Annotated in this window: 24 protein-coding genes, 4 tRNA genes and 1 other annotated feature; of the genes, 20 read left to right on the top strand and 8 right to left on the bottom strand. The window is 45.6% G+C overall.

Annotated elements, in window-relative coordinates; genetic code table 11:
* Window positions 1-204 precede the first annotated feature (204 nt).
* On the top strand, window positions 205-2,718 hold the full coding sequence (locus OIM03_08130; GenBank protein ID HJI74232.1) for a YfhO family protein: 2,514 nt from the start codon (window positions 205-207) through the stop codon (window positions 2,716-2,718).
* A gap of 124 nt (window positions 2,719-2,842) precedes the next feature.
* Here the strand turns inward: OIM03_08130 and OIM03_08125 are convergent, their stop codons facing one another.
* The 5 genes from OIM03_08125 to OIM03_08105 form a co-directional block, all read right to left on the bottom strand.
* Window positions 2,843-3,892: an acyltransferase family protein gene (locus OIM03_08125; GenBank protein HJI74231.1), complete on the bottom strand. Its 1,050-nt coding sequence runs from the start codon at window positions 3,890-3,892 to the stop codon at window positions 2,843-2,845.
* A gap of 470 nt (window positions 3,893-4,362) precedes the next feature.
* Window positions 4,363-4,438 (bottom strand) — tRNA-Val (locus OIM03_08120).
* Between the two features lies 1 nt (window position 4,439).
* A tRNA-Glu gene (locus OIM03_08115) sits at window positions 4,440-4,514 on the bottom strand.
* A 2-nt stretch (window positions 4,515-4,516) separates the two neighbouring features.
* Window positions 4,517-4,592: transfer RNA gene (locus OIM03_08110), tRNA-Asn, on the bottom strand.
* 273 nt (window positions 4,593-4,865) lie between these two features.
* Window positions 4,866-4,941 (bottom strand) — tRNA-Val (locus OIM03_08105).
* Window positions 4,942-5,157: 216 nt separating this feature from the next.
* Between OIM03_08105 and OIM03_08100 the strand changes: the two genes are divergently transcribed.
* The 3 genes from OIM03_08100 to OIM03_08090 all read left to right on the top strand — a co-directional run bounded on the left by OIM03_08100 (window position 5,158) and on the right by OIM03_08090 (window position 8,206).
* On the top strand, window positions 5,158-5,430 hold the full coding sequence (locus tag OIM03_08100; GenBank protein ID HJI74230.1) for an MATE family efflux transporter: 273 nt from the start codon (window positions 5,158-5,160) through the stop codon (window positions 5,428-5,430).
* 43 nt (window positions 5,431-5,473) lie between these two features.
* The gene (locus OIM03_08095) at window positions 5,474-6,508 is read left to right on the top strand and encodes an MATE family efflux transporter (GenBank protein HJI74229.1); all 1,035 of its coding nucleotides are present in this window, start codon (window positions 5,474-5,476) and stop codon (window positions 6,506-6,508) included.
* 98 nt (window positions 6,509-6,606) lie between these two features.
* Window positions 6,607-6,846, top strand: a binding site (T-box leader).
* A gap of 64 nt (window positions 6,847-6,910) precedes the next feature.
* Window positions 6,911-8,206, top strand: a complete 1,296-nt coding sequence (locus tag OIM03_08090) for a dicarboxylate/amino acid:cation symporter (GenBank protein ID HJI74228.1) — start codon at window positions 6,911-6,913, stop codon at window positions 8,204-8,206.
* A gap of 103 nt (window positions 8,207-8,309) precedes the next feature.
* Here OIM03_08090 and OIM03_08085 read toward each other — a convergent pair whose 3' ends face one another.
* Window positions 8,310-9,323, bottom strand: coding sequence for a uroporphyrinogen decarboxylase (locus OIM03_08085; GenBank protein ID HJI74227.1), 1,014 nt, complete (start codon window positions 9,321-9,323; stop codon window positions 8,310-8,312).
* 171 nt (window positions 9,324-9,494) lie between these two features.
* On the opposite strand from OIM03_08085, the gene OIM03_08080 reads away from it, so the two are divergent.
* From OIM03_08080 to OIM03_08065, 4 genes are read left to right on the top strand one after another with little or no spacing between them, the layout of a single operon-like run.
* Window positions 9,495-11,249 carry a DUF6020 family protein gene (locus OIM03_08080; GenBank protein HJI74226.1) on the top strand — a complete coding sequence of 585 codons (1,755 nt, stop codon included), beginning with the start codon at window positions 9,495-9,497 and terminating at the stop codon, window positions 11,247-11,249.
* Window positions 11,250-11,269: 20 nt separating this feature from the next.
* Entirely contained in the window at window positions 11,270-12,886 is a 1,617-nt protein-coding gene (locus OIM03_08075; protein ID HJI74225.1) for a glycosyltransferase family 39 protein, read from the top strand.
* A 30-nt stretch (window positions 12,887-12,916) separates the two neighbouring features.
* On the top strand, window positions 12,917-13,993 hold the full coding sequence (locus OIM03_08070; protein HJI74224.1) for a DUF6020 family protein: 1,077 nt from the start codon (window positions 12,917-12,919) through the stop codon (window positions 13,991-13,993).
* The gene (locus OIM03_08065; GenBank protein HJI74223.1) at window positions 13,947-14,519 is read left to right on the top strand and encodes a DUF6020 family protein; all 573 of its coding nucleotides are present in this window, start codon (window positions 13,947-13,949) and stop codon (window positions 14,517-14,519) included. Before OIM03_08070 ends, OIM03_08065 begins: the two co-directional genes overlap by 47 nt.
* Window positions 14,520-14,589: 70 nt before the next feature.
* Here the strand turns inward: OIM03_08065 and OIM03_08060 are convergent, their stop codons facing one another.
* Complete coding sequence (locus OIM03_08060) at window positions 14,590-15,417, bottom strand: alpha/beta hydrolase (GenBank protein HJI74222.1); 828 nt, start codon at window positions 15,415-15,417, stop codon at window positions 14,590-14,592.
* 136 nt (window positions 15,418-15,553) lie between these two features.
* On the opposite strand from OIM03_08060, the gene OIM03_08055 reads away from it, so the two are divergent.
* From OIM03_08055 to OIM03_08015, 9 genes are all read left to right on the top strand, one after another.
* Entirely contained in the window at window positions 15,554-15,970 is a 417-nt protein-coding gene (locus tag OIM03_08055; protein HJI74221.1) for a hypothetical protein, read from the top strand.
* Complete coding sequence (locus tag OIM03_08050; protein ID HJI74220.1) at window positions 15,954-16,727, top strand: protein tyrosine phosphatase; 774 nt, start codon at window positions 15,954-15,956, stop codon at window positions 16,725-16,727. The genes OIM03_08055 and OIM03_08050 overlap by 17 nt, the downstream gene beginning before the upstream one ends.
* A 205-nt stretch (window positions 16,728-16,932) precedes the next feature.
* Entirely contained in the window at window positions 16,933-18,063 is a 1,131-nt protein-coding gene (locus OIM03_08045) for an aminotransferase (GenBank protein HJI74219.1), read from the top strand.
* 229 nt (window positions 18,064-18,292) lie between these two features.
* A complete protein-coding gene (locus OIM03_08040; protein HJI74218.1) occupies window positions 18,293-18,997 on the top strand; it encodes a helix-turn-helix transcriptional regulator in 705 nt (234 codons plus the stop codon).
* 233 nt (window positions 18,998-19,230) lie between these two features.
* Complete coding sequence (locus tag OIM03_08035) at window positions 19,231-20,382, top strand: M20 family metallopeptidase (GenBank protein HJI74217.1); 1,152 nt, start codon at window positions 19,231-19,233, stop codon at window positions 20,380-20,382.
* Between the two features lie 25 nt (window positions 20,383-20,407).
* Window positions 20,408-21,556 (top strand): M20 family metallopeptidase, encoded by a 1,149-nt coding sequence (locus OIM03_08030; protein HJI74216.1) that lies wholly within the window; start codon window positions 20,408-20,410, stop codon window positions 21,554-21,556.
* Window positions 21,557-21,570: 14 nt separating this feature from the next.
* The gene (locus OIM03_08025) at window positions 21,571-22,068 is read left to right on the top strand and encodes a hypothetical protein (protein HJI74215.1); all 498 of its coding nucleotides are present in this window, start codon (window positions 21,571-21,573) and stop codon (window positions 22,066-22,068) included.
* 13 nt (window positions 22,069-22,081) lie between these two features.
* Complete coding sequence (locus OIM03_08020) at window positions 22,082-22,774, top strand: hypothetical protein (GenBank protein HJI74214.1); 693 nt, start codon at window positions 22,082-22,084, stop codon at window positions 22,772-22,774.
* 55 nt (window positions 22,775-22,829) lie between these two features.
* Window positions 22,830-23,462, top strand: a complete 633-nt coding sequence (locus tag OIM03_08015; GenBank protein HJI74213.1) for a lactate utilization protein — start codon at window positions 22,830-22,832, stop codon at window positions 23,460-23,462.
* A gap of 74 nt (window positions 23,463-23,536) precedes the next feature.
* Here the strand turns inward: OIM03_08015 and OIM03_08010 are convergent, their stop codons facing one another.
* The gene (locus OIM03_08010; GenBank protein ID HJI74212.1) at window positions 23,537-24,997 is read right to left on the bottom strand and encodes a carbon starvation protein A; all 1,461 of its coding nucleotides are present in this window, start codon (window positions 24,995-24,997) and stop codon (window positions 23,537-23,539) included.
* Window positions 24,998-25,025: 28 nt separating this feature from the next.
* Here OIM03_08010 and OIM03_08005 point away from each other — a divergent pair, with 28 nt between their 5' ends.
* The 3 genes from OIM03_08005 (at window position 25,026) to rpsI (ending at window position 26,471) form a co-directional block, all read left to right on the top strand.
* On the top strand, window positions 25,026-25,154 hold the full coding sequence (locus OIM03_08005) for a hypothetical protein (GenBank protein ID HJI74211.1): 129 nt from the start codon (window positions 25,026-25,028) through the stop codon (window positions 25,152-25,154).
* A 459-nt stretch (window positions 25,155-25,613) separates the two neighbouring features.
* A complete protein-coding gene (gene rplM, locus OIM03_08000; GenBank protein HJI74210.1) occupies window positions 25,614-26,054 on the top strand; it encodes a 50S ribosomal protein L13 in 441 nt (146 codons plus the stop codon).
* 24 nt (window positions 26,055-26,078) lie between these two features.
* Entirely contained in the window at window positions 26,079-26,471 is a 393-nt protein-coding gene (gene rpsI / locus OIM03_07995; protein ID HJI74209.1) for a 30S ribosomal protein S9, read from the top strand.
* Window positions 26,472-26,569 lie beyond the last annotated feature (98 nt).

Here is a 26,569-nt window from a genome sequence, read left to right as displayed (position 1 = left end):
GAGCCTGCTTCTTTTTTTGTGAGAAAAATAGAAAGATGAGTAATAATAAAGCCAAGAAATAGTACGTAAGAAGAATTTTAGATTATAATAAACATATACTTAATTTCTATAGGAAACTGTTGGAGAATAGGATTAACCATGATAAATCAGAATACGATGAGAGTAATAAAGAGAGAAAAGAGAAATTCATTATGGATATTTCGTATGATTTCTTTTGCCTTAACCGCTTTTATATGTTTAGTCGCATTCGCCTTTTTGAAAGAAGCTCCGTTTGGAAACAGTACTCTTGCTGCCAGCGACGCATTTATTCAATATATGGACTTCATGGCATTCTTTAAGGATGTATTATCTGGGAATCAGTCTTTGGTTTATACCATGACAAAAGGTCTCGGCGGATCTGCCATTGGCATATTTTCCTATTATTTAGCATCACCTTCTGAACTGTTGCTGCTATTTTTTTCAAAAGATCAAGTGCCAGTTTCCTGTAATCTGTCAGCTGTTCTTAAAATGGGGATGGCTTCATTAACGATGACATGGTTCCTTCAGGAAAGATTCCATGAAAGAATTCCCATCATTCCTTTGTTTGGTCTCTCTATTGGCTACGGCCTTATGCACTACAATCTGTACCAGACCTGGAGCGCTATGTGGCTGGATGGGGTATACATGCTGCCCCTTATGATGCTTGGCGTATATAGAACTGTGCATTTTGGGGCTATTAGCATGCTTTCCGTCAGTACTGCGCTTTCAATTCTGTTTAATTGGTATACAGGAGGAATTAACTGTCTCTTCAGTGGTTTCTGGTTTCTGGTAGAAGAGATGCTGCTGCATGTCCAGCGTGGCAGAACAAAGAAAGAATTTTTACATAGTGCGGCAAGGTATGTCTTTGGTATGGTGACAGGGATTCTAATCAGCTCTATCCTTTTCCTTCCTACGATATGGCAGCTTCGCGAAGGGATCGGAGGATCCTTTGACTGGAATCGAATTTCATTAGGATTTCAAGGAGATATATTAGCCTCTCTTGGTGCTTATTATATGGGAATTAATTCTGCTGTGATTCCTAACTTAAACTATATGTCTCTATTCTGCGGGAGTCTGGCTGTCTCTGGTGCTCTTGCACTTTTTACGGTGAAAGAACTCAAAAGGAAATATAAGATTTTAGCCTTCCTGATGATTGCCTTTGCCTTTCTTATGTTTCATTGGCAAATTTTATTTTGGCTGTTTTCCTTAATGAAAGAGCCGATGGGATTCATGCCCAGGTACTCTTATTTGGGCTGCTTTATATTGATTTTTCTTTCCGGAAGTTACTTTTCCTCATGGGGGAAATGGAAATTTGGAAGGAAGGCTCTTCTTATTTGCCTGCTTTTCCCTTTGTCCCAGATACTGATCGAACAGGTGAGGCCGGCTCAATATCCGGAGTTATTCAAGTTTAGCATTCTGTTTTTGATTCTTATTCCTATCGTTCTTTACGAAATCAGCAGATCAGACAAGGATCCTGCCAAACGAAAACTTATGATCGGAGTACTGGCTTGTCTTTTGATTTGGGAAATGGGGCAGTCAGTCTGCGTATTTCTTTCTACGCGGGGAGGTTCAAGTCTCTATGCTTATGAATCTTATGATAATCAGCAAAGAAATCAAATACAGGGACTTAAAGACTATGATAAAGGCATTTACCGCATCAATCAGGTAACCAATAAAGGGGATATAAATAAAGAAAGCAGCGAGACGGAAAAATTTGAAGGAATAAGCTTTAATGAAGCGATGAACTTCAACTATTGGGGCATGCAGGAATATACCTCCCTGATGAAAATGTCACAGTTCCATATTCTATCAAATATGGGATATTATGGGATTACAGGGCGTTACAATGTATTCCATACCCCAATACTTCCCACCGATTCATTTTTCGGAGTAAAATATATATTATCACCAACTCCTGTCGAAGGATTAGTTCCTGCGCCAGTACCTGGCGTTGCAAATGGGAAGGCAGTATATGAAAATTCATATGCACTGCCATTGGCTTTCGTCTATCATGAGAATCATCTGGCAATTCCGAAGGAGACCAATAATCCATTTACGTATACAAATGCAATTTATAGTAAATTAATGGGGCATACTGTATCAATTTACACTCCAGTGGTATTTACTGAAAACAGTGAAAATAGTCATGAAATTTACAAAATCAATGATAGATTGAACCCTCTCTATGTCTATCTTGTCTGGAATAGGTCTCACACCTATATATCTATCAATGGTGAGCATGATCAAGTTTTACGCGATTCAGGGATGTTCTATATTCCTGCGACGGGCAGTCAGACTCGTGCAATCGATGTAGACCTTTCGGATGATATCCGGATGAAACAAGCACTTTTCTATGAAACGGATCTTTCAGCGTTGAAAGAAATCTCTCGTGAAATCAATCAAAGAGCTGCTAAAAATATTACGATTAAAGATGGAGAAATCAGTGGTACTGTAGAAGGCAGAGAAGGGGATATCCTTTTCCTATCAATCCCTTATGAAAAAGGATGGACGGTCATGAGGAATGAAAAAGAAATTTCTCCGGATATCTTTGCCGGATGCATGATGAATATTCCGCTGGAAGACGGGAAAAATCACATCCAAATGACATACCACATTCCAGGGCTGACAGAAGGGGTGGCTTTGACACTCATTGGAATTATTTTTTTAGTTGGAAATCAATACAAAAAGAGAAAATTTTAACATGGCGCATTGCTTTACGCTCTAAACAGACTGTCATAAAGAAATGGAGAAATAGTAGAATTTAAAAGGAACTATATAAAAATGAGCAATCATTTTTATACAGTTCCTTTCTATTGTTTTTGAGTTAAGATTGATTTTCCTGGGATAATACGGCAGGATTCTTTCTTGAATTTACCATTTTTATAAGTGACCTGACGATAAGAAATAGTATTGATAATGTGAGTGCATATATGATTCTGTTAAAAATTGCTTGTTCGATATTTGTGGATGTCCAGATAGGAACAAAATAGCTGTCCCCACTGTGAAAGAAAAAGATGCAAAGTGAATGTATACCCAACATTTGCATTGGAATTCGAATAAAGCAGATGGATTCAATGAGTTTGCAAATATAACAAAATACGTAGGATCCACAAACAGATTCAGTTATCATTAGCCATGTAGTGGGGTAATGGCGCCAAGCCATGTTACTATAAAAATGGAAGTGAATGCAGGTAATCCAAACGATGATGGATATGATAAGAATCGAAAATTTCTTTTTTTCAAGTAACTCTGTATTTCTCTTCCAAAGCATTCCTAAATAAATGAATAGGACAGCAACAAAAGTTACATCCATATTTTGCGGAAGCCATATACCGTTTAAACCAAGTGCTATTCCTAAAATGCCTAGAGATAAGCAGAGATATCCGGCTTGTCTGTGTGAAAATACTAAATGAAGGATATCAATGATTGCCCTTGCCCAAAAGAGAGAAATCAAAAACCATATCATACCAAGTGGGGGGTGCCCGTTTACGGAAATACCAGATCCCCACAAAAAGCGTTCTGAATGAAAAGCAGCCTCATTAAGTAGAGAGGTATTGTTAGAGGTATTATTATACATAATATGATGATAAATAATAGACGTGATTATTGTAAAAACTAAACTTGGAATGATAAGGTGTTTCAGGTTTTTGATGAGGTGCTTGTACAAATCCTGTTTCGTCTCTGCTGTTTTGAATACATATCCTGCTAATAAGAAAAAAAGTGGCATATGAAAAGAAAAAATAACATAAAAAGGAATACTATTCACTGGCACCGTATGTCCGATAATAACAAGAATGATAGCGATTCCCTTGGCTATGTCTACCCATTCTATTCGCTTTTTATCAATATAGAATATGGTTTCTATTAAAGTCATAATTTTAGCCCATTTCATAAGTATAACAAATGTATAATACAATTAATAAAAAAATATTAATTATGCTAATCATATTATAGCATATGTTTGATGTAACCTGGCTTATCGTAAAAATAGGAATGCTTGATATAAGAATAAAAGAGCAGCGCGACGCGCAAAATTGTGTGAGCTTCGATGCAGGAGGTTAAATACAAAGTGAGACAGTTGGTAAGAATGCTATAGAGCCCTAAAAAGCAATAAAAAAGACACCACGGAGTCTAGGTCTCGTGATGCCTTCTTTTGGTGGGCGATAACAGGAACGAAATGGTTCGAAAGTGAACCCTTTTTGAAGGAGCAGCGCGACGCGCAAAAAGGAGTGAACCTCGATGCAGGAGGTTAAATACAAAGTGAGATAGTTGGCAAGAATGCTATAGAGCCCAACGAAGCAACAAAAAAGACACCACGGAGATAAATCACGTGATGTCTTCTTCTGGTGGGCGATAACAGGATCGAACTGCTGACATTCTGCTTGTAAGGCAGACGCTCTCCCAGCTGAGCTAATCGCCCATGGTGACCTGTGCGAGATTCGAACTCGCGAACCCGCCGTGAAAGGGCGGTGTCTTAACCACTTGACGAACAGGCCATTGGCTCCTGAAGCAGGGTTCGAACCTGCGACATCGTGATTAACAGTCACGCGCTCTACCGGCTGAGCTATTCAGGAATCCGTACGAAAGGTACTTCAATATAATAACAAACAGACTTCAATTTTGCAATACCTTTTTTCAATCTTATAATTAAAAGATAATGAGAAACTTACATTCGCAGAGATCTCATTGTATAAGAAACCTGGAATATAATGGTGACGCACTGAAACAAGAGTTGCTGCATAAGTTTAATGCCTAGGAGAGGCAACCTGTCAGCATGCATTCCGCCCACCTTTGATGAGCAATAAAAAAGGCACCATGGAGGCAAGTCACATGGTGTCTTCTTATCTTGGTGGGCGATGACAGGATCGAACTGCCGACATTCTGCTTGTAAGGCAGACGCTCTCCCAGCTGAGCTAATCGCCCGTGTATCTGATGTCTATTATGCCTCATTTATGAGAAAGATGCAAGCCCTAATCAGGAAATCTCATAAAATTCAGCATATACAGCTATTTCAAGTGAGCATAAGAATGCTTGTGTATATACTTTTTATTTTAAATACATAAGAAGACAATGCATTTTCTTGCACCCTTTGTGACATCGTGCTAAGATTAGCATCTGAACACTGAAGAAAGGGGCAGTATGATGCCAGCTAGTGAAATGTATAAGAGCCGCTGGACGGTATTTTCCATGTCGGTTCCTATTTTTGTAGAAACAACGCTTCAAATGATGGTGCCCAACGTGGATCAGTTCATGCTGAGTCATTATTCGCAGGATTCCGTGGCAGCCGTAGGCAATGATAATGTCATATTTAATTTAGTTATCCTGACACTCGCAGTCCTTTCGCAGGCTGCGACAATTTTAATTGCACATTACAGGGGCGCCGGAAATCTTTCCAAGGTCAGTGAAGAGTGAAGTATGTACGGTTTCATTGACTGTCAATCTGGTACTGGGGCTTGTGATCAGTGCCGCGCTTTTCATCTTTGATGATTTCTTCTTGAATGTTTTGGGAATGCCGGATGAAATACGTGCTGATGCTTCTCTTTATTTACGATGGATTGGCATATTTATTTTCATCCAGAGCATGTACATGGCTTTTATTTCCTTTCTCAGAGGGTTTTCCCAGCTTAAACTGACGATGCTCTGCTCCCTGGTCATGAATATATTCAATATCGGTGGCAATATGCTTCTGATCCATGGCTGGGGTCCGATTCCGTCCCTGGGTGTGGCCGGTGTCTGCATATCAACGAATATTTCTAAGTTTATCGGTTTCTTTTTGATTCTTTACTTATTTCACAAGTACACGCCTGCCAGATTTTCCATGTCTTATTTAAGACCGTTCCCATGGAAAACATTCCATAAGATTCTTTATCTGGGTGTACCTTCAGCAGGAGAAACATTCTCGTACCAATTTTCCCAGGCCATGATTATGAAGTTTGTCAATCTTTTTGGCGTCGTTGTTATTACGACAAAAGTTTACTGCTATATCATAGCAATGGTCAGTTATGTGTATTCCCAGTCGCTTGCGATGGCGACGCAGATTCTGGTCGGCTATTTCAAAGGGGCAGGGGATAATGGAGAAGTGGACAGACGTGTGAAATTTACCATTTCAGTGGCAATGCTTCTTTCCGGAACCATATCAACACTGCTTTATCTGAATTCATACTCTGTTTTATCCATATTTACCAGTGATCCGGAAGTTCTCTCTTTGGGAAAGACCATTCTTTTCATTGAAATATTCCTTGAAATCGGCCGTGCAGTCAATATGAGCATGGTTATGGCACTTAATGCAGCTGGCGATGTCAGGGCGCCTGTAACCATAGGTATCATTTTCATGTGGTCTGTCGCTACATTCGGATCCTGGCTCCTGGGTGTCCATTGGGGATGGGGCCTGGCAGGAATCTGGATTGCCATGGCAGCAGATGAATGCACGAGAGGCCTTGTCTTCTTCTGGCGCTGGCACCAGGGTGTGTGGAGGAAGCGCTTTGCCTGAGCCTTTTAATTGTCAGATTTGTATTTTAAATTGTCAGCACAGGTAAAAAATACGGCCTGTGTTGACAGGTCATAGATGGAATGCTATAGTAGATGCAATCAAACGCAGGGAAGAAAGAGAGTACGTTTTCTGAATCCATTATAGAGAGTCCGGACGGTGAAAGCGGATATGGAAGGAATACGGAAGTGCATTTCTGAGCGTGAAGAGCCGAAACAGAGTAGGCTTTTCCGGGAGCTCCCGATACAGGGCTTGAGTCCTTAGGAAAAAGGACTTACCGAGGCATATGTGGTGACACATATGCGAAATTGGGTGTGAATCACGAGTCTCTCGTCCCATGGTTGGGGTGAGGGCTTTTTTATTGCAAAAAGCCCTGCCCGAGAAATTTTTTCAGGAGGTCTTACTATGGAGAAAAAAGAAGGAGTTCAGGACATAGCGGATAAGGTCCTGAAAGCCAACAAGACGCAACGTCAGGGACGGCAGTTTATATTATGGATCTTGGCGCTTGTCGTTGGTGCCGCGCTTGGATGGCTTGGCATCAAACCGCTGAATGAGCTTTTCACATTTATTGCGACAGTATTTACCAGACTGTTCCAGTTTATCGCCGTGCCGACGATTGCACTGGCAGTGATTACGACACTTGCTGCATTGGGCGGCAATAAGAATACGGGACGTATTTTTGCTCATGCTGTCACTTATACGCTTCTCACTACATTCTGTGCAGCCGGCATCGGACTTGCCATGTTCCTCTGGATTGCACCAGGAAACCTTCCCGCTGATGTAGTTGGTGCAGGTGCAGCCAGTGTCCCGCAGAATCTGGAACATCTTTCCTACTATGATCATATTCTGGGAGTTATTCCGAATAATATGATTCAGCCGTTCCTTTCCGGGAATGTCCTTGCTGTTATGCTGATTGCCGCTTCCTTTGGTCTTGGACTTGCTTTCATGCCAAAGACAGAAAACAGGGAAACGCTGCTGAAAGGAATCCTCGGTTTCCAGGAACTGCTCTTCACACTGATCAAAGCACTGCTGTATATTCTTCCGGTCGGCATTCTGGCATTTGCCGCTCAACTTTCTGCACAGATTGAAGCAGGCGTCATTGTCGGAGCTCTTGGAAAATACACGTTGGTTATCATTGGAAGCAACTGCATCCAATTCTTCCTTGTACTGCCGGTATTCCTTCTGATTCGCGGACTGAATCCGATTTCTGTATTCCGTAAAATGTCTCCGGCTATAGCCGTTGCTCTTTTCACAAAGAGCTCGGCCGGCACGCTGCCTGTCACACTGGCTTCTGCTGAAACGAATCTGAAAGCAGATCCGGCTGTTTCCCGCTTTGTCCTCCCAATCTGCACGACTATCAACATGAACGGGTGCGCAGCTTTCATTCTCGTTACTTCCCTGTTCGTTATGCAGAATGCTGGGTATTCGCTGGATATGCCGACTATGCTGACATGGCTCGTCGTTGCTGTCATTGCAGCAATCGGCAATGCAGGCGTTCCGATGGGATGCTATTTCCTGACACTGTCTCTTATGAGCGGCATCGGTGCACCAATAGGACTCATGGGGATCATTCTTCCTATTTACACGATCATTGATATGATTGAAACCGCTGAAAACGTATGGTCTGATTCCTGCGTATGCGCTATGACCGACCATGACCTGGAAGGGAAACTGGAACCGGCCGCTGCTGTAGAAGCATAATAGAAAGATAAAAAGAGGGGAGAGAAATCTCCTCTTTTTTCTATGCAATTTGACCATGAAAAAAGCCGCTGTCATTACAACAAGCGGCTTCTTTTATTTTTTATTAAAGTTCAGTTGCCTTGCGGAGAGCGCGGAGGTTTTCTTCGGAAGCTTTTGGATTGACGACGCAGCCAGGTCCTAAGATCAAGCCTCTGCCATCCACCTGTTCAATCGCATCCTTGACATGCGCGGTAATCTCTTCCGGGGTTCCATCGAGAACGATATCATCATACTGGAGAACTCCATCTACGAAGTAAGGAGCAGATTTAATGCCTGCCATGAGGCATTTGTCAGTCAGATTTCTGGCTTCTTTCAGTGTCGGCCAGGTGTGGCGGTCATGCCAGTTGATAGCATTGACCGGATAGGAGGCGACTTCATTGAAGTAAATGTCTTCGCCATGGATATGAATAGCATTGAACCAGGTTTTCTTTGCATAGGATTTGATGACCTGCAGGTCATAGAATGCGCCGAATTCCTGGAATTGATCAGGTGACATCATCGTGCGGACGGCATTCTGTGTGGCAAAGAAGAAGCCATCGACACCGGCATCGATATTGTAGCTGACAAAGTCCAGTGTGGTTGCAGTGATGGCAGCCAGTGCATGATGAACAGCTTCAGGATAGGAAATCATATCTTTCAGCAGGCGGTCGCCGGCCATTTTCTTCAAGGTGGAGAATGGACTGAAGATTGTCTGGATGCATGGGGTGCCCGGACTGCGGCGGCGGATCAGTTCCCTTGCAAATTCGATCTGTTTGCCATATGTGCCCTGAATGGCAGGAATCGCTCTTAATGCATCATAGTCAGCGGGGCTCTGGATGGCAAATCTTTTAACGATTGGTTCTTCATAAGGATCACAGTAGATTGTCAGCTGATTGCCAAAGTCCTGTGTGCTGTACAATCCAAAAGGCATCATTTTGATGTAATCGAAATCATATTTTTCTGTCAGCTCAACTTCTGCTTCTGCCAGAGAGATCGGGTCCTGATCAAACTGGGAAAGATGCATCCAGGCAGCGACCGGAACACGGTCTACATCTTTGGAAGCCAGAGCGGCTCTTACTCTTTCTTCTCTATTCATCATATACTCCTTTCAGAAATCCGATTTCCAAATACCGAAATTTCTCTATTTATTCATTATACCATAGGAATGGCCTGATTTCATAAAGCGTCCATGGATGATCGCCTTTGTTTTCGACACTCCTTATAAAATTTTGTATAATATAGGTTACATTTAAAGGCAAGAGGTGATGACATGACTCATCAGGGAAGACCATGGCTGACGGCACTGACAGGATTTATTGCGCTGCTCATGGGCTTTTGTGAGTTTTACACATACAGAATCGGCTGGCACCCTTATTCCAATCCATGGAACAGGGTAAGGCTGCTTCATGTTGAAGATATACCTATGGTTCTGGCGGCAGGAGCCGCCACTTTCATCGTACTTACGCTGCTTCTTCGACTGCTTGAGAAAATTCCTCCGATTCCGGAAAAGGAAGGACCTGGAGGAAGTCCGCTCGATGCGCCTTTTGCGCTGATTACAGCATTTCTTTTTCTGGCATGGATGCCCTTCTTTCTCGTATTTTATCCGGGAACAGGAATGAATGATACGACAGATATCATGAGAGCGGGCATTTGGGCGGCCGGGCAGCATACATTTATTTACTGCATGGCCGTTTACGGGCCGACGGAGCTTTCCAAAGAACTGACGGGAAGTGCATCTTACGGACTTGCGTTCATATCCATTGTGCAGATGTTTCTTTTTGCCTGCGCTATTTCCTATACACTCTCCTGGGTGTACAGAAAGACCGGCCGCATGTGGCTTTCCTGGGGACTGGCGCTCTATTACGGGTTCCTTCCTATGATTGTCAATATGTCATTTTCCAACGTGAAGGATGTCCTTTTTTCCGCAGTGATTCTTCTCTGGGTTCCGCTTATGACATCTTTTGTATCCGGATACAAGGAAAATGCGTGGGAATCGAACAAATATCTTTATGCGCTTGCCGGCATTGGGATGATGATGCTCCGGAATAATGGCATTTTCGTCTTTATTCCCATGATGCTGAGTATTATCGTCCTGATGAAGCATGTACGCATGAAAGTCCTTCTTACATCTCTTGTTATGATTGCTATTTCCATTACTCCGGATGTCGTCATTAAAGAGACACTGGATCTCCCGCAGCTCTTCCAGGAAAGGGTGGGGATTCCGCTGCAGCAGTATTCAAGAACCGTGGCAGTGGGGGCACCTTTGACGAAGGAGGAAGAAAATTACACGATCCGTATGATGATGCCTGAACAGATCAAAACCTGGTACGACCCGTTTACGGCAGATCTGATCAAATGGAACAGTAATTTCGATTTTTATTACTTCAATAATCACCCGGATGAATTCTGGAAAGCGTGGAAATCACTAGGAGAGAGAAATAAGGAAACATATGTAGAGGCATGGCTTTTTGCTACATACGGGTACTGGGCATTTCCGGCGCCTGACGAAATGACGCAGTCGAGATTCGGATGGGCTTTCTCAGAGAATGATCTGAAGAACGGCCTTGCTCCGCAGCATAATAATGCCTATCATACAGCAACCATCCTGAAATTCTTTGATCCCAATACGCAGGAAAAACTGGGCACGTACTTGTGGAATCACAGCCGCTATCTTGGAGCGGGTACCTGTCTGTGGATTACCCTTTGCATAGGACTTCTTCTTTTCAGAAGACAGCAGTACACGAGATTCCTTGTGCTTCTTCCGTCCTGTCTTCTCTGGGGGACGCTGATGATTGCTGCGCCGGCCGCCTTTGTTTTCCGTTACGTATACTTCTTCCCTCTTTGCATGCCGCTTTTCTTCTTGCTGCCGTTCCTTCCTGAAGGCCGCTACAGCAGGATGCACTGGAGGGCAGACACGGAAACCATTCCGCTGGAACCAATGAGAAATACCATTCATGATGAGAAAGCAGCATTTCCCGAACCGAGGGACAGAAGCGGTGATGGGTATACGCACTGGAAAGATTAGATGCATGAGGAGATGAAACGATGAGCCATTTCCATTTCACACTGCAGGGAAGGCTGGGAAAAGGAAGCATTCTTCTCGGTCTCCCCATGGGTTTCTGCCTGTGGTATACGTTAAAAATTGCAGATATGGACAGGAATGGTTTTCTGACGATTCCCGGGCATCCGATTTTTGAATCAAGTGATATCTGCTTTGTAATTTTATGTGCCGGGATTTCAATTCTGGTCATCCAAACGCTGGCGTTATTCCTGCTGAATCATGAATCGGACGGAATACCCGGGACAGGAAGAAACTGGGGGTTCTGTGCCGGCCTCATGTTTTTGTATCAGCTTTTATTTCTGCTGGCATTTTATCCTGCACCGGGCATGAATGATACTTTCAATATGGCGAAATATTCTGCAGAGGCAATTATTCAGTTCCCGTGGTTTCCGTCATTATTGTATGGGATAGGAAACCAATGGTCTGAAAGATTGTGGGGATCGGGTGAACCCAGTTTCTTTCTTATTTCCGTTTTACAGCTTGTAATTTATTCCCTCACTCTGACTAAAATTTGCTTTTGGATACGAGAGCATATTGATAAACGGAGCGGCATGCTTCTATATTTGTACTTCCTGCTTTGCCCGATTGTTGGAAATTATGCGATCGCGGCAGTAAGAGATGGTATTTTTTCTCTCTCAATACTCCTCTGGATGTGGTTGATATTTATTGCTTTGGAAAGAGGGCAGTGGGGAAAGAAAGAATATATGCTGTTTATAGCAGCATCCATGGGATTAATGCTTCTAAGAAGCAATGGGACAGCAGTTTCTCTTTGCATGACGGTCCTTGTTTGCTGCTTTGTTAGGAAGTGGAAGAAAATTATGTTAACCGGACTTGTTTGCGCGGCTATTGCCATTATTCCGGGACGTATCATACTGGGGAATATGGGATTGGAACCTCTCTTCCAGGAAGGAGTGGGGGTGCCGCTGCAGCAAGCAGGGCGGGTCATTGCGACGGAAGGGCAAATGAGTCAGGAATCGAGAGATTTTATGAATAAGCTGCTGCCCTATGATGAATGGAAGAAAGAATATCGCCCTTATACAGTCGATTTCGTCAAAGGGAGTCCGGAATTCAACCGATACTGGATGAATACGAGCAAACAGGAATTTATTGAAAACTGGATTTCCATGGGGATCCAGAATCCAAGGACGTACATAGAAGGGTGGTTTCTGGAAACATACACACTTTGGGCCGTTTTCCCACGGGGATACAGCCCGCAGTCACGCTTTGGCTGGGCAATGACGGACGAAAATGTTAATGGAATGCAGTCGGATGATAATGATAAACTGGCAGTGGGGGATTTCCCGATGCCCGAACCGGTTAAATATTTCCTGGCTAAGTTCCAGTATGAAGGCAGTGTCTTTTTCGGCAGCGGGTTTTGTTTGTGGGCGACAATCATTTTGTGCTTTTCCTTCTTTGTCGCACATAGGGAGCGCATCATATGGACAGCTGCGCCTCTTTTCATCAATACGGCGACACTGCTCGTTTCGACACCTGCCTGTTTTGCGTTCCGCTATTCTTTTGCATATGTACTTGGAATTCCGTTCCTGCTGGTTTTGCTCTTATGCGGGAAAAGGTTAATTGCTCAGCAGGTAAAAAACTGATAGAGGATTTTTGCTGGAAAGGAGGCGGCCATGCCTTATCTGACAATTCATGGAAGACTGGGAAAGGCCAGCCTCTTTGGCGGGATTCCGCTGGGGATTGCCATCTGGTATACGATTAAGATTTTCCGGATGGATGATCAGGAAATGCTGCGCTCTGCTCTTGATCCGGTGCTGTCACTGTCAGATATCCCGTTCCTTATTCTCTTTGCTTTCATTGGCTTTGCATTGATGCAGAGTCTTGTGCAGCTTCTTCTTTGCGTAAGGATACTGCCGCATAAAAGACTGGGGCGGAAATGGTTCCCTGTTCTTGCCGTCGCTATGTTTCTTTATGATTTGATCTTTCTTCTTGCCTTTTATCCGGCGCCCGGGATGAATGATACGGTATTCATGATGGATAATCCGAAATACGCGGGTGTCCAGTTTCCATGGCTTTATTCCTTTATTTACGGGTATGGAGCGGAAGCAGCAAGAAAGTTATTCGGCACGCGGGAAGTATCCATCTTTATCCTTTCCTGTCTGCAGCTCGCTGTCATCTCAGCCGTGCTTACAAGGTTTTCCTTCTGGGTGAAGGAGCATGTGGATGAAAATGCGGGGTACATTCTTTACCTGTACTTCCTTCTCTTTCCGATGTCAGGAAATTATGCCATCGCAGCTGTCAGGGACGGGCTTTTTTCTGCCGCCCTTTTAGTATGGATGTGGCTTTTTATCACGGAAAGGAAAGAGAAATGGGAGAAGGGCAGGTATATTCTTCTGGCAGCAGCCGTGCTCGGCCTTATGCTCCTTCGAAGCAATGGCGCCGCTGCCTGCGTTCTTATGTCGGCCTTTCTCATGTATCACAATCCGTCGTGGAAAAAGATTATGGCTGTTATTCTTTGCTGCCTGGTCATTTCAATTGCTCCCGGCCGCATGATTCTCCATGAAATGAATGAGGAGCCTCTTTTTCAGGAAAGCATGGGAATCCCTCTGCAGCAGATGGGAAGAGTGCTTGCGCTTGATGGCAGCCGGAGTGAGAGCACAGTTCTTCTGATGGACCATCTTCTTTCTGAAGAAAGCTGGAAAAATGATTACCAGCCATATACGGTCGGTCGATTACGTCAAGTGGAATGATGATTTCAGGCGCGGCTGGCTGAATGACCATAAGAAAGAATTCCTCCTTACATGGGTGGATACGGGATTGAAAAATCCGCGTTTATATATGGAAGGCTGGATGACACAGACCTATGGCCTCTGGTCCTTGATTCCAGGCGCTTATGACGTGCAGTCCAGATTCGGCTGGGCTCTGACCGATGAGAATACGAAATATATGCTTCCGGCAGACAATGACAGGATGGCCGTAGGAAATCTTCCCATGCCTACCCGATTGAAATCGTTCCTCGCCAATTTCCAGTATGAAGGAAGCCAGTTCCTGGGAGCCGGCTTTGCCCTCTGGCTGACGATTCTTCTGTTGGCTGCGTTTTATGTGGATCACAGGAGTTGGTGCATCCTTGCAGCGCTTCCGCTTTTGCTGAACACAGCGACGCTTCTTGCCGCAACGCCTGCGGGATATGCCTTCCGTTATTCCTTTGCCTACGTATGGGGACTGCCGGTTCTTTTGATTCTCTTGTTCTTAAGACCGGAAAAGGAAGAGTTATAGGGAACGATTTAGGCAAAGAAAAAAGGATGTGAGACGAATGATTATCTCGCATCCTTTTTCTTATGAAATTTTAGATTTTATCGAAGAAGGAGGAAACTGCCTTGTTGAATTTTTCAGATTCAAGCCAGAAGAGGAGGTGTCCGCCTTTTTCGAAAGGAACGAATTCCCCATGCGGGATCTGGGAAGCAATCCAGGTCCCCTGTTCTATGCTCCGCGGGAAAATGCCGCTGTTGGAGGAAAGAACGATGGTTGGAACGGTGATCGTACCAAGGACGTCAGTGTAATCGCTGTAGCAGTAATCACAGTAGAGCGCAATTCCTATCGGAACCGGAAGTTTCATCATTTCATCCTTCATCCAGTCAAATCCTTCCGGGATTTTTCCTCCCTGGAAAATATTCTGCGAGAATGCTTTGACAAAAGCAGCATGGTCGGTCTGGATTGATTTTGCGAACTGGTTGAAACCTTCCGTATTGTAATTCCTGAGGCTGTGGGAATTCCATTCACCCGGGCTGAACGGGAATGGCGTCATATCAATTAGTCCAAGGCCAGCCAGATGGCCGCGGTCTTTCCCGAACTGCTTCCAGTAGGAGAGCATGGTCGGGCCGCCCATGGACCAGCCCATGAGCAGGACATCCTTCAGTCCCAGGTATTCAATGACTTCATGGATATCCTTGGCCATACGGTCGATGGAGTATCCGTCAAGCATCTTGGAAGACCGGCCATGGCCTCTCATATCCATGGTAATGACTTCATACCTGTCTTTTAATCCTTCCACATTTTTCTTGTAGAAACGGCCTGAGCAGCCCCAGCCGTGAATCAGAACAATGGAGCGTCCCTTTCCTTCTCTTTCATAGTAAATGTGAGTGCCGTCGCTGACTGTGTAAATACCGCTTTTCATGATGCATCCCTCCTGAACAAAAATAACAGAAATGGCTTTCATGGGAGCCGTAAGAGTAAAAGCTCCGTCGGGCTGTCTTTATTGTAACACTTCAGGCTGAAGCGTTTAATACAGGAATCTGCTGTTACCTTCATCAATGAATCCTGCTGATTTCCTCGCGGCGAAAGTGTATACTGGTAGTAAGAATATCGTGTTGATAAGAATCAGGAATTTGGAATGGGGGATGTATATGAACCGGGCAGCAAAACGTTTACTTTACTTGGGAGCCGCAGTTTCCCTTTGCCTCTCTATGGGATGGGGAGCAGCAGGGGCCGCTGATCTGTCAGGAGCGCCGCATGAAGTCGTGACGGCTCAGCAGGAAATGGTTCCTGCAGCACCACAGGTCATCCTGAATCCCAATATCCGTTATGCCAATGCAGCAAGAACTCCCTATGAAGCAAAAGTCTGGCGGCTCGATGCGCCGGTAGGGGAAAAATTTCCAGTGAATTTCCGCAGCACTTCTGATCCTTTTGTCAAGAAACATGCCGGGGGAAAAGATGTATCAGGGACTTGAAGCTCTTCATATTTCTGGAAGCGCCCAGCCTTCTGCTGACGGATTCCGCGGATTGATCAAGGAAATCAGGAAGCATACGAAGGGCCCGATCTATGACATCGATCTCAAGCAGGAAACGCACGGCTTCGCCAATGGTGAGGCGATTAGCCGGTACGGCAAGAGGAACTGGGGCAATGTCGGGAAAAGCCTCGATCAAATCCTGGCAGAAGAAAACCGGACATTTGCCTTCCTCCCGGGGAAGACAATCATGATCAGTCCTCCGGGGGCAAGAGTGCGCGAAGACCGTTTTCAGCCGCTGACCGTTTCTGAGGCTTCAACGGAGAAAGAACTGACGCGCGAATTAGGCATCCGCTATGTCCGCATTCCTGCTACAGATCATATCTGGCCGGATCCGGATACGATTGACCAGATGATTGCGCTCTACAGACGCCTGCCCAAAGACAGCTGGCTTCATTTCCACTGCGAAGCAGGAAAGGGAAGAACGACTGCCTTCATGGCCATGTATGACATGATGCGGAACCCGCAGCTTCCGATGGAAACGATTCTTGAACGACAGCATGCCATTGGCGGAAATATCGTCAATTACGAAGGTAACGGCACGAACCAGTGGAAGAACCCATACTACAAAGAGAAGGCTAAAATGATCAAAGCTTTCTATGAGTATGTACAGCAGAATCACAAGACGGGATACCATATGAAGTGGAGCGAATGGCTTTCAAAAAGAGAAGCAAAAACCGGTCCGCAGCTTCTGAAGTAGAATTTATAATGTAAGAACTTGCAAAGAAATGCAGGATATGGTAACTTAATTCCATAAATGTATATCCACACTGTCCCTGTCACCGGATGGGGACGTAAAAAGGTGTTTCAAGATTTTCCGCAGGTACGGCGCTTCGGCGTTACAAGGAAGATCTTGGAGCACCTTTTTTTCTAAGTGATGGTCATTAATGAAAGGATGGATTGTTATGAAAATTGCTCCATTTGCCGTGGAAGAATGGATGAATGAGTATGAAGTCGGTGCGAAATATAATATAGCGGAAACCTGCGTGGATTCCATTTCACTGGATAAACTTTTTGAACTGACACATACAGACAAGAAGAAATTCCTGGATGATATCTGTGCCAGAAGACTGACATACGGGGATATCTACAGCAAGCCGGAACTTTTGAAGGGAATCGCTTCTCTTTACAAAAATGTGAACACAGATGAAATCGTGACCTGCCATGGCGCAGCAGGGGCAAACCACCATCTGTTCTATTCCATCGTGGAACCGGGCGACCGCGTCATTTCCGTCATGCCGACCTACCAGCAGCTGTATTCCATTCCTGCATCTCTTGGCGCAGATGTCAAAGTCATGCATCTGGAAAAAGATAAGAACTACCTGCCTGACCTCGATGAACTCAGACGTCTCGCTGTCAAGGGAACGAAGATGATCTGCCTCAATAACCCTAACAACCCGACCGGTGCATTGATGGATGAAACCCTTCTTAAGGAAATCGTGGAAATCGCCAGGGAATGCGGCGCATACCTGATGGTCGATGAAGTTTACCGCCACCTCACACAGGAAGATGTCTGGTCTCCTTCTGCTACGGATCTTTATGAAAAAGGCATTTCCGTCAGCTCCATGTCCAAAGTATTCTCCCTTGCCGGTGTACGCCTTGGCTGGATTGCTACAAAGGATCCATCTGTTCTTGCTGCATGCAGGAGCCACAGGGACTATGATCTGATCAGCTGCGGCATGATTGATGAAACGATTGCCGCTCTGGCTCTCAGCCACAAAGATGAGATCCTTTCACGCAACAGGGCTCTGATCCGTGAAAACCTTTCCGTCCTCGATGCGTGGGTCAAGAGTGAACCGCATGTTTCCTACGTACGTCCGAAGGCAGGTACGACTTCTCTTGTCTACTACGATCTTCCTATGGACTCCTATGACTTCTGCCGTGATATGTATCATGAAACAGGTGCATTCGTTACACCCGGTGACTGCTTCGAAGAACCGCATTCCATGAGAATCGGCTACGCTGCAGACAGGGAAACCTTGAAAAACGGGCTTGCGGCTGTCAGTGAATTCATAAAAAGAATCGCGAAAGATTAAAAAGGGCTCATTTGCCTGAAGTAAGTATAAAAGCTCTGATTCGGTCAAATCCTGGTCAGAGCTTTTTATAATGCATAATGGCTTATAAAAAAGATTAAGGGTCAAAATTATCCTCACTGTCATAAATGACAGTGTTCTTATTGGCTTAAATTCGATACAATAGAGAGAAATAAAGCAAATTAATGCAAAATGTACGTTATGCTACATATCGGATTGTGGGGAGTAACCAATGGATAATAAAGACTTTCGGGAGAAGTCCGCAGACGTTGCAAAAAACTTTATTCATAAATGGTATGACAAGTCTGCCACCGTAAAAGAGCTGCTTGATCTGGCGGATCCGCAGGGATTCAGCTGGATCGGATATATGGCGCCTGAATTCAACCGTACAGAGGCAGAAGCACGGGATTATTACATCAGGAAGCAGGCTCGTAAGGAAATTCCGATGATGAAGGTGGATGGCGACCGGTATGACACGCAGATGATTGGGGAAAACGCGTGCCTTGTTCTTTGTGAATGCCATGTCTATGTGCCTCAGGAGTACAAACTGGTCATCAGTGAAGTGCAGAGAGTGACCATGCTGATGAGAAGAGACGGGGAGCATATTTTCATCACGCATATTCATGCGTCCAATCCCTGGTTTGCTGTCGGCAAGGATGAGAAATTTGCCATTACTGCCGGCCGGGCCAATTACGAATATGCCAGGACGCTTCTTGCAATGGAAGGGTTCAAGACCGATGTCGATCTGACGCGCCGCCAGAAGCAGATTCTTTCCGAACTTTGCGATGGGAAAACGTATAAGGAAATCGGAGAAACGCTCGACATCAGTCCGCGCACAGTCCGCTACCATGTCGAGGAATTGATGCATCATTTTCATGTGGAGAACAGATCCCAGCTTCTTGCAAGAGCCCGGAGCCAGCCAAGATCAAAAAAATAATACATCAGCGCAGCCGTTATGGCTGCTTTTTTTCATGGGCGAATGTGAAAAATCATAAAATGAAATTTATCTACAATGTCGGCTCTTATTACAATTTTCACTTTGTTAAAAAGAGTAGGATGACATATAATCATAGATATAGTAGCTGCGGGTTACATACCCAGACAACTGCCATATCAATTTGAATAAAAGTTTAGGCCGCAAAGCGGATAAGCACAAGGAGGCTGGGAAGTATGGAAGATGTTGTTCAGTTATTTGATAAGGTAGATCAGAATCGTGAAGCTATGGTGGATACCTGGAAGCTTCTGGTAGACAGAGACTGCGGATCAGGAAACAAGGCAGGCGTCGATGGTGTAGGCCGCGATGTAAGAGATTTCCTGGAAAAATGCGGATTCAAAGTCTGGTTCCATGAATACGAAAAGGCAGGCAATATGCTTGTTGCGGAGTACGGTGATGCAAGTAAGCCGTTCATTGTTCTGACAGGTCATATGGACACGGTGTTCGGCGACGGGACAGCGGCAGCAAGACCGTTTACCATTAAAGACGGAAAGGTAACAGGTCCGGGCGTCCTTGATATGAAGGGCGGCGTAACGATCCTTCTTTATGCAGTACGTTTCCTTCTGGAAGCCGGTTATAACCGTTACCGCATCAAAATCATCCTTGCAGGCGATGAAGAAGTCGCTCATGGAAATTCCACAGCATCTGCTGATTACGAAAAAGAAGCCAAGGGCGCTGTCATGGGATTCAATCTGGAAACAGGTTTTGTGGACAACAGCGTTGTTATCGAGAGAAAGGGCGTTGCCCAGTACCTCTTCGAAGTGGACGGCGTAGGTGCCCATGCAGGCAATAATCCGGAAGACGGAAGAAGTGCTGTGGAAGAACTGGCTCATAAGATCCTTGATATCCAGGCTGAAACAGACTGGCAGGAAGGCACGACGGTCAACTGCGGCGTTATTGCCGGAGGCACTGTAGCCAATGCTGTACCGGAACATGCCTGGGTGAAGGTGGATGTCCGTTTCAAGACGACAGCCGGAATGGAACGCATTGAGAAGGCTTTCCAGAAAATCGCCAAGAAGCAGTACGTGGAATCGACAACAACCTGCTGCAAGAAGCTCGTTGTATTCCCACCGATGGAAAGACTGGAGAGCTCTGAAAAACTGTTTGAAAGAGCTGAAGCTATTGCAGAAAAATATGGATTCCCGAAAGCAAAGGCAATTGCTGTCGGCGGCGGCAGTGATTCCGCACACCTGACTGCCTGCGGTATCCCGACTCTTTGCGCACTGGGCGTCAGAGGACAGTTTAACCATACCGAAAGAGAATGGGCAGAGGAAGAATCTCTCTTTGAAAGAACAAAACTGCTGATGGCACTTCTGTCTGAGCTCTAATCCGAAAAAGAATCGGGGGAATCGTATGAAAGAGGATGTATTTGCTTATATAGATGACCATAAAGCCCAGATGATGGATCTCTGGCAGGATCTCGTCAATCAGGACAGTCCTGCCTCTTACCGGGAAGGTGTAGACCTTGTCGCCAAAAGAGTATCCAAAGAACTGGAAGAAGCAGGCGGGGACGCCAGGTGGGATGAGGAAGGGAAGGCGCTGATTGCTGAATTCCCTGGAGATTCCCGTGCGCCCGTCCTCCTTTTGGGGCATATGGATACTGTATTTCCTGTCGGCGAGGCAGCTAGGAGGCCGTTTACCGTAGAAGGAAATCGTGTCACGGGACCCGGCGCACTGGATATGAAAGGCGGCGTTGCCGTTATGCTTTCTGCATTGAAAGCGCTTCACAGTGTGGGGTTTTCCGGACGTCCATTAAAGGTGATTCTTGTTTCTGATGAAGAAATCGCCCATAACGGATCGAAAGCAACTGTTATGCTGCAGCGCGAAGCCAGGGGATGCGCAGCCTGCTTTAATTGCGAGACAGGGTACGAAGATGATTCACTTGTCATTGGCAGAAAAGGCGGTGTCGTATTCAAGGCTGCCGTGCATGGCATTGCGGCTCACGCAGGAAATAATCCGCGCCAGGGCAGAAGCGCCATTTGGGAAATGGCAAAGAAGATTGATGATATCCAGAATATGACAGACTGGGATAAGGGAATTACGTTCAATGTCGGGACCATTAAGGGCGGCACCGTATCAAACGCCATTCCGGACTACTGTGAAGTAGAAGGGGATATCCGTTTCCAGGATCCGGATATTTCACCATTCGTCAAGGAAGAACTTCTCAAGGTCTTGAATCATACCTACATAGAAGGAACGAAGACAGAGCTCCTTTTATACCATGAAGGCATGCTTCCCATGAAAATGACAGAAGACAACAAGAAGCTGTTCGAACTTGTAAAGAAGACTGGAGAAGAAAACGGGATCCCCGTGTCAGAAGGAAAGCTTGTAGGCGGCGGCAGTGATTCGGGATATGTTGTGTATGCCGGAGTTCCGACCGTCTGCGCCATGGGTGTCAAAGGCCGGTTCAATCATACAAGAGATGAATATGCGCTTAAGGACAGCCTGTTTGAAAGAGCAAAGCTCCTTGGCGCCGTTATTTTAAAAATGAATGAAGTTTAAAGGAGAATAGCAGTATGGCAGCAGCAAAAGCAGAAGTAAAAAAAGAAGAGGATTTGTCACTTCCGGAATATTTTATGAGGGGAGCCAAGAAGGGGTTTTACATTACCGTTGAACTAATTGCTCCGGCAATGGTCATGGCGTATACGCTGATTACCTTCTTGAACCTGTCAGGGATTATGCCGCTGATTGGAAAGCTGCTGGCCCCGGTCATGGGAATTTTTGGACTTCCGGGTGAAGCTTCCGTCGTCCTTCTGGCGGCGTTCTTCGCAAAAGCTGCAGGCTGTGCTACGGCTGCCGGCATGTATATGAGCGGAAATCTGACCGCGGTAGAAGCAACAATCCTGTTTCCTGCATGCATTACGATGGGAACGCTGATCGGGCATTTTGCCAGAATCGTTTTAGTATGCAAAGTGCGCGCTCTTTATTATCCGGTCATGTTTGCAACGCCGATCATTGACGCTGTTATTGTCATGTTCCTGACGCGTCTCGTGCTTGTTTTAATGGGATACTGAGGAGGAACAGCCAATGAGTGAATCGAAAGAAAATAAACAGGAAGCGCTGCAGAAGGAAAATGAATACAAGGTGACATGGAAAGGATGGCTATCCCTCGCTTTCCTGATCATCTCCTTTTCAGGGCTTGTAGCGCATCAGGATAATTTCCTGAAAGCATTCGACCTGATGAACCTGATGGGGCAGTTTGGCCATGCCGATGGTGCGAAGATTGCAATGCAGGGAACAGGCGGATTTGGTGCAAGGGAAGGTTTTGCCTTTGCATTGACAATGGTGCCGGTCACTATGCTCGCGCAGGGATTGATTGAAACATGCGAGCATTTAGGAGCTTTGAAGGCTGCCGGCAAGCTCTTCCAGCCATTCCTCCGTTTCCTTCTGGGAATTCCTGGCGTGGCCGGACTTGCCTTCATATCCAGCTTTACCAGTTCCGATATCGGCGCTTTCATGACAAAGAACCTTTATGAAGAGGGCATGATGAATGATGATGAAAGAACGATTTTTGCTGCGTATCAGTATGCAGGCTCTGCCGTCATCAACAATACCATCGCTTCCGGAGCGGCACTTCTTCCTATCTCTGTGTTGCCCGTAGGCGTGATTATAGTTCTTATTATTGTTGTTAAATTTATCGGTGCGAATTTCGTCCGCTTTTATCTGAAGTATTATCACAGAAGACATCCTGAATCAGTACTGCCTTCTGAGGAGGCATAAATAGAAGGGAAGCCTGTTTCGGGCTTCCCTTTATTTAATGCAAAAGGAGAAGAATATGGATCTGGAAAAAGCGAGAAGGGCATTTAAACGCAATCGCTTCGAGTGCAGCGTCTTTGAAACGGCCGGGGAAGCGGCAGAGTACCTCGACGGGAAGATTGACGGAGAGACCGTGGGATTCGGGGATTCATTGACACTTCAGTCAATGGGCATGTATGAAAAACTGAGCCGCCATAATACCGTATTTGATGTACACCAGATCAACAGGGAAAGAGACGGGTTTGAAAAGAGCAACGAAGCTTTTCTTGATTTAGCGAGAAAAGCCATGGTGACGGATATTTTCCTGACATCTGTCAATGGCGCATCGGAAACTGGCGTCATGGTCAACGTGGACGGTACAGGAAACAGAGTGGCAGGTTCGCTCTTCGGGCATAAAAAAGTGTACTTTGTCCTGGGGGTCAATAAAATCATGCCGACTCTGGAAGAGGCCATTTACCGTGCAAGAAACGTGGCTGCACCGAAGAACGTTCTCCGCCATGGATACAAATGCGGATGCTCGCTTCAGGGAGGAGACCGATGCTATGACTGCGGTGCGCCTGACAGAATCTGCAATGTCCTTGCCATTTACTACAAGAAGATGAGAAATATTGAAATGGAAGTTATCCTGATCAATGAGGATCTGGGCTATTAATGAATCTGTCATAGATATAAAAGTAATAAAAAAGCACCCCGCGCCTTCCCTCGCGGAGTGCTTTTTATTATGAATCAGTTGTTTTCAGCAGGAGCTGCTTCCAGTTCTTCATTGGCGGAAGAGTTCTTTTTGAAAACAGTAGCTTTCAGGTAGAGTGCCAGGCAGACTGCACCGAATACGATGCCTGCCGGGTAAGTGATGGAAGTAGCCAGTTCGAGGCCTTCCTTAGCCTGAAGGATGTAAGTGGAGGTAACAACAGACATGAATGTTGCCGGAATGCATGCCATGAGCCATGCTTTGCCTTCACAGTGACGATAGAGGTAAACTGCGCCGGTCCAGAGAACAATCATAGCGAGAGTCTGGTTTGTCCAGGAGAAGTAACGCCAGATAATGTTGAAGTTCATCTGAGAAAGAACAGCGCCGATGCCGAGAAGCGGAATTGCGAATGCAAGACGTTTTACAAGGCCGATCTGATCGATCTTGAACCAGTCAGCGAGGGTCAGACGAGCTGCGCGGAATGCAGTATCGCCAGAGGTGATCGGGCATGCAACGACACCGAGCATAGCAAGGATTGCGCCGATGCCGGCACCCATGTAGCCTACGCAGATATCATAAACTGCGCCGCCAGGGCCGCCAGCTTTCAGAGCTGCCTGAAGGCCGCTTGTGCCGTCGAAGAATGTAACGCCTGCAGCTGCCCAGATCAGGCAGATGACACCTTCTGCAACCATGGCGCCGTAGAATACTGGACGTCCGAGACGTTCATCTTTCAGGCAGCGGGCCATGAGAGGAGACTGAGTGGAATGGAAACCGGAAATAGCGCCGCAAGCAACGGTGATGAACATTAACGGCCAGATCGGGAGCTGGTTTTCTCCCGGGTACAGGTTTGCGAGAACCATTTCAGGCATTGTGTGTCCGCCTACGCCGAGGAGCATGCCGCCCGCAATGCCGACAGCCATGATGATGAGGCAGATACCGAAGAGCGGATAGAAACGTGCAATGATCTTATCGATCGGGAGCATGGTAGCCAGGAAATAGTAGCCAAGAACAACGATGAGCCATGGGAGAACGTCCCAGCTTGTCAGTTTTGCCAGAAGCATTGCCGGGCCTGTCATGAATACGGTGCCGACGAGGATAAGAAGAATGACAGAGAAGACACGCATGATGTTCAGCATGGTGCTGCCCATCTGGTGGCCAACGATTTCGGAAATGCTGTGTCCGTCTTCACGGATGGACATCATGCCGGAGAGATAGTCGTGTACGCCGCCGGCAAAAATGGTACCGAGGACAATCCATAAGTAAACGGATGGACCCCAGAGAGCACCGCCAAGAGCGCCGAAGATCGGTCCCAGGCCAGCAATGTTGAGCAGCTGGATCAGGAAAACTTTCCATGTAGGAAGCGGAATGTAGTCAACGCCGTCGTTGTGGATCATGGCAGGCGTCTGACGGTCGTCAGGACCAAAGAAGTGATCAACGATGCGGCCGTAGATAAAGTAGCCTGTGATTAAAGCGGCCAGCGCAAGTAAAAAGGTTATCAAAGGAAATACCTCCCCAAAATAAAAAATAATGAATACACTCCTGATGAATCCGGTGCTTCTGCCCAGAACCGCAGAAAGTCTTGCGGCTATCGGCACAAGCGGCATGCTTCATCTCAAATCATGGAAACGGAGTTTCGATCCGCATCCGGCAGCGTGACACCTTCTTTCTTGTGCTTCGTAATTAAATGTTGGACGAGTCTTTATTGAAAATATGATTTAATGTTCTCATCCGTTGCACTTTACGAATATTAGGATACAACACACCAACCTATACGTCAATAGCAAAAACATATGCCATTTAGTAATAAATGTACACGTTGAGGATGAGTTTATTTTAAGATGTAGCCTTAATTGGCGGATTGGAATCATTTGAGGAACGGCACACATCTATCATTCAAGATTTGTTCATTCCTTTGGTATATAATGTATAATAAAATATAAATAGGTTTTCCTATGAAATCTAAAGGAAATGAAGAAAAAAGTCTTTATTTTTACTTGACATGAACTCTCCGTAAAAGGTATAATACCTCTTGTGAGATTTGTCCGGAAACCACTAGCCCCGGAGGAAAGACAATATCTTGCGGTTCTGTTTAGTATTCAGGAGGAATCATTTATAATGAAAAGCACATTTATGGCCAATGCGGGAAACATCACCCGTAAATGGTATATTGTTGATGCAGAAGGACTGACACTTGGCCGTCTGGCAGCTAGTGTAGCTAAAGTCCTCACAGGCAAAAATAAACCTACTTACACACCGCATGTTGATACAGGCGACAACGTTATCGTCATCAACGCAGATAAAGTCGTCCTGACAGGCAAGAAGGAACTGAAGAAGGTATACTTCCACTACACCGGTTACATCGGCGGAGACAGATACCAGAAAGCCGGGGACGCTCTTCGTGAAAAACCAGCTTGGGTTGTTGAACATGCTATTCGCGGCATGCTTCCGAAGAACAAACTTGGCGCTCAGATGTATCGTAAGCTTCATGTTTATGCTGGTGCAGAACATCCGCACGCAGCTCAGAAACCTGAAGAACTGAAGCTCAATATCCGTTAACCAGAAGGGAAGGAAATATAAGAAATGGCAGAAGCTACATACTACGGCACTGGCCGCAGAAAAACATCCGTTGCCAGAGTCCGTCTGGTACCGGGACAGGGAAACATTACAATCAACGGTCGTGAACTGAAAGATTATTTCGATCTTGCAACTCTCGAACTGATTATTAAACAGCCGCTCGAACTGACAGGCACAACCTCCGCATATGACGTTATTGCTAACGTTAAAGGCGGCGGACGTACAGGCCAGGCAGGTGCTATTCGTCATGGCATCAGCCGCGCACTGCTCGACGTAGACGCTGACTATAGAAAACTGCTGAAGAGCGCAGGTCTCCTGACCCGTGACCCGAGAATGAAAGAACGTAAGAAATACGGTCTCAAGAAAGCAAGAAAAGCAAGCCAGTTCTCCAAGCGTTAATCGTTGGATTACGGCAAAAACGCACATGGAATTCCATGTGCGTTTTTTTTCGGTTAAGACAGCCGCATTTGCGCAAGGTAGCGCATCAATGGCTCTGT

The organism is Veillonellaceae bacterium, assembly GCA_025992895.1.
In the GTDB taxonomy this organism is placed as follows: domain Bacteria; phylum Bacillota; class Negativicutes; order Veillonellales; family Dialisteraceae; genus Dialister.
This window is presented reverse-complemented; position numbering and strand designations above follow the sequence as displayed.

Coding starts and splice junctions, on each gene's coding strand:
- OIM03_08055 (HJI74221.1), top strand. CDS start 15,554: ATGAATCCTGCTGATTTCCTCGCGGCGAAAGTGTATACTGGTAGTAAG.
- OIM03_08025 (HJI74215.1), top strand. CDS start 21,571: ATGGCAGCAGCAAAAGCAGAAGTAAAAAAAGAAGAGGATTTGTCACTT.
- OIM03_08070 (HJI74224.1), top strand. CDS start 12,917: ATGCCTTATCTGACAATTCATGGAAGACTGGGAAAGGCCAGCCTCTTT.
- rpsI (HJI74209.1), top strand. CDS start 26,079: ATGGCAGAAGCTACATACTACGGCACTGGCCGCAGAAAAACATCCGTT.
- OIM03_08090 (HJI74228.1), top strand. CDS start 6,911: ATGGAGAAAAAAGAAGGAGTTCAGGACATAGCGGATAAGGTCCTGAAA.
- OIM03_08125 (HJI74231.1), bottom strand. CDS start 3,892: ATGACTTTAATAGAAACCATATTCTATATTGATAAAAAGCGAATAGAA.
- OIM03_08030 (HJI74216.1), top strand. CDS start 20,408: ATGAAAGAGGATGTATTTGCTTATATAGATGACCATAAAGCCCAGATG.
- OIM03_08085 (HJI74227.1), bottom strand. CDS start 9,323: ATGATGAATAGAGAAGAAAGAGTAAGAGCCGCTCTGGCTTCCAAAGAT.
- OIM03_08060 (HJI74222.1), bottom strand. CDS start 15,417: ATGAAAAGCGGTATTTACACAGTCAGCGACGGCACTCACATTTACTAT.
- OIM03_08080 (HJI74226.1), top strand. CDS start 9,495: ATGACTCATCAGGGAAGACCATGGCTGACGGCACTGACAGGATTTATT.
- OIM03_08005 (HJI74211.1), top strand. CDS start 25,026: ATGAATACACTCCTGATGAATCCGGTGCTTCTGCCCAGAACCGCAGAA.
- OIM03_08065 (HJI74223.1), top strand. CDS start 13,947: ATGATTACCAGCCATATACGGTCGGTCGATTACGTCAAGTGGAATGAT.
- OIM03_08015 (HJI74213.1), top strand. CDS start 22,830: ATGGATCTGGAAAAAGCGAGAAGGGCATTTAAACGCAATCGCTTCGAG.
- OIM03_08130 (HJI74232.1), top strand. CDS start 205: ATGATTTCTTTTGCCTTAACCGCTTTTATATGTTTAGTCGCATTCGCC.
- OIM03_08040 (HJI74218.1), top strand. CDS start 18,293: ATGGATAATAAAGACTTTCGGGAGAAGTCCGCAGACGTTGCAAAAAAC.
- OIM03_08035 (HJI74217.1), top strand. CDS start 19,231: ATGGAAGATGTTGTTCAGTTATTTGATAAGGTAGATCAGAATCGTGAA.
- OIM03_08075 (HJI74225.1), top strand. CDS start 11,270: ATGAGCCATTTCCATTTCACACTGCAGGGAAGGCTGGGAAAAGGAAGC.
- OIM03_08100 (HJI74230.1), top strand. CDS start 5,158: ATGATGCCAGCTAGTGAAATGTATAAGAGCCGCTGGACGGTATTTTCC.
- OIM03_08050 (HJI74220.1), top strand. CDS start 15,954: ATGTATCAGGGACTTGAAGCTCTTCATATTTCTGGAAGCGCCCAGCCT.
- OIM03_08045 (HJI74219.1), top strand. CDS start 16,933: ATGAAAATTGCTCCATTTGCCGTGGAAGAATGGATGAATGAGTATGAA.
- rplM (HJI74210.1), top strand. CDS start 25,614: ATGAAAAGCACATTTATGGCCAATGCGGGAAACATCACCCGTAAATGG.
- OIM03_08020 (HJI74214.1), top strand. CDS start 22,082: ATGAGTGAATCGAAAGAAAATAAACAGGAAGCGCTGCAGAAGGAAAAT.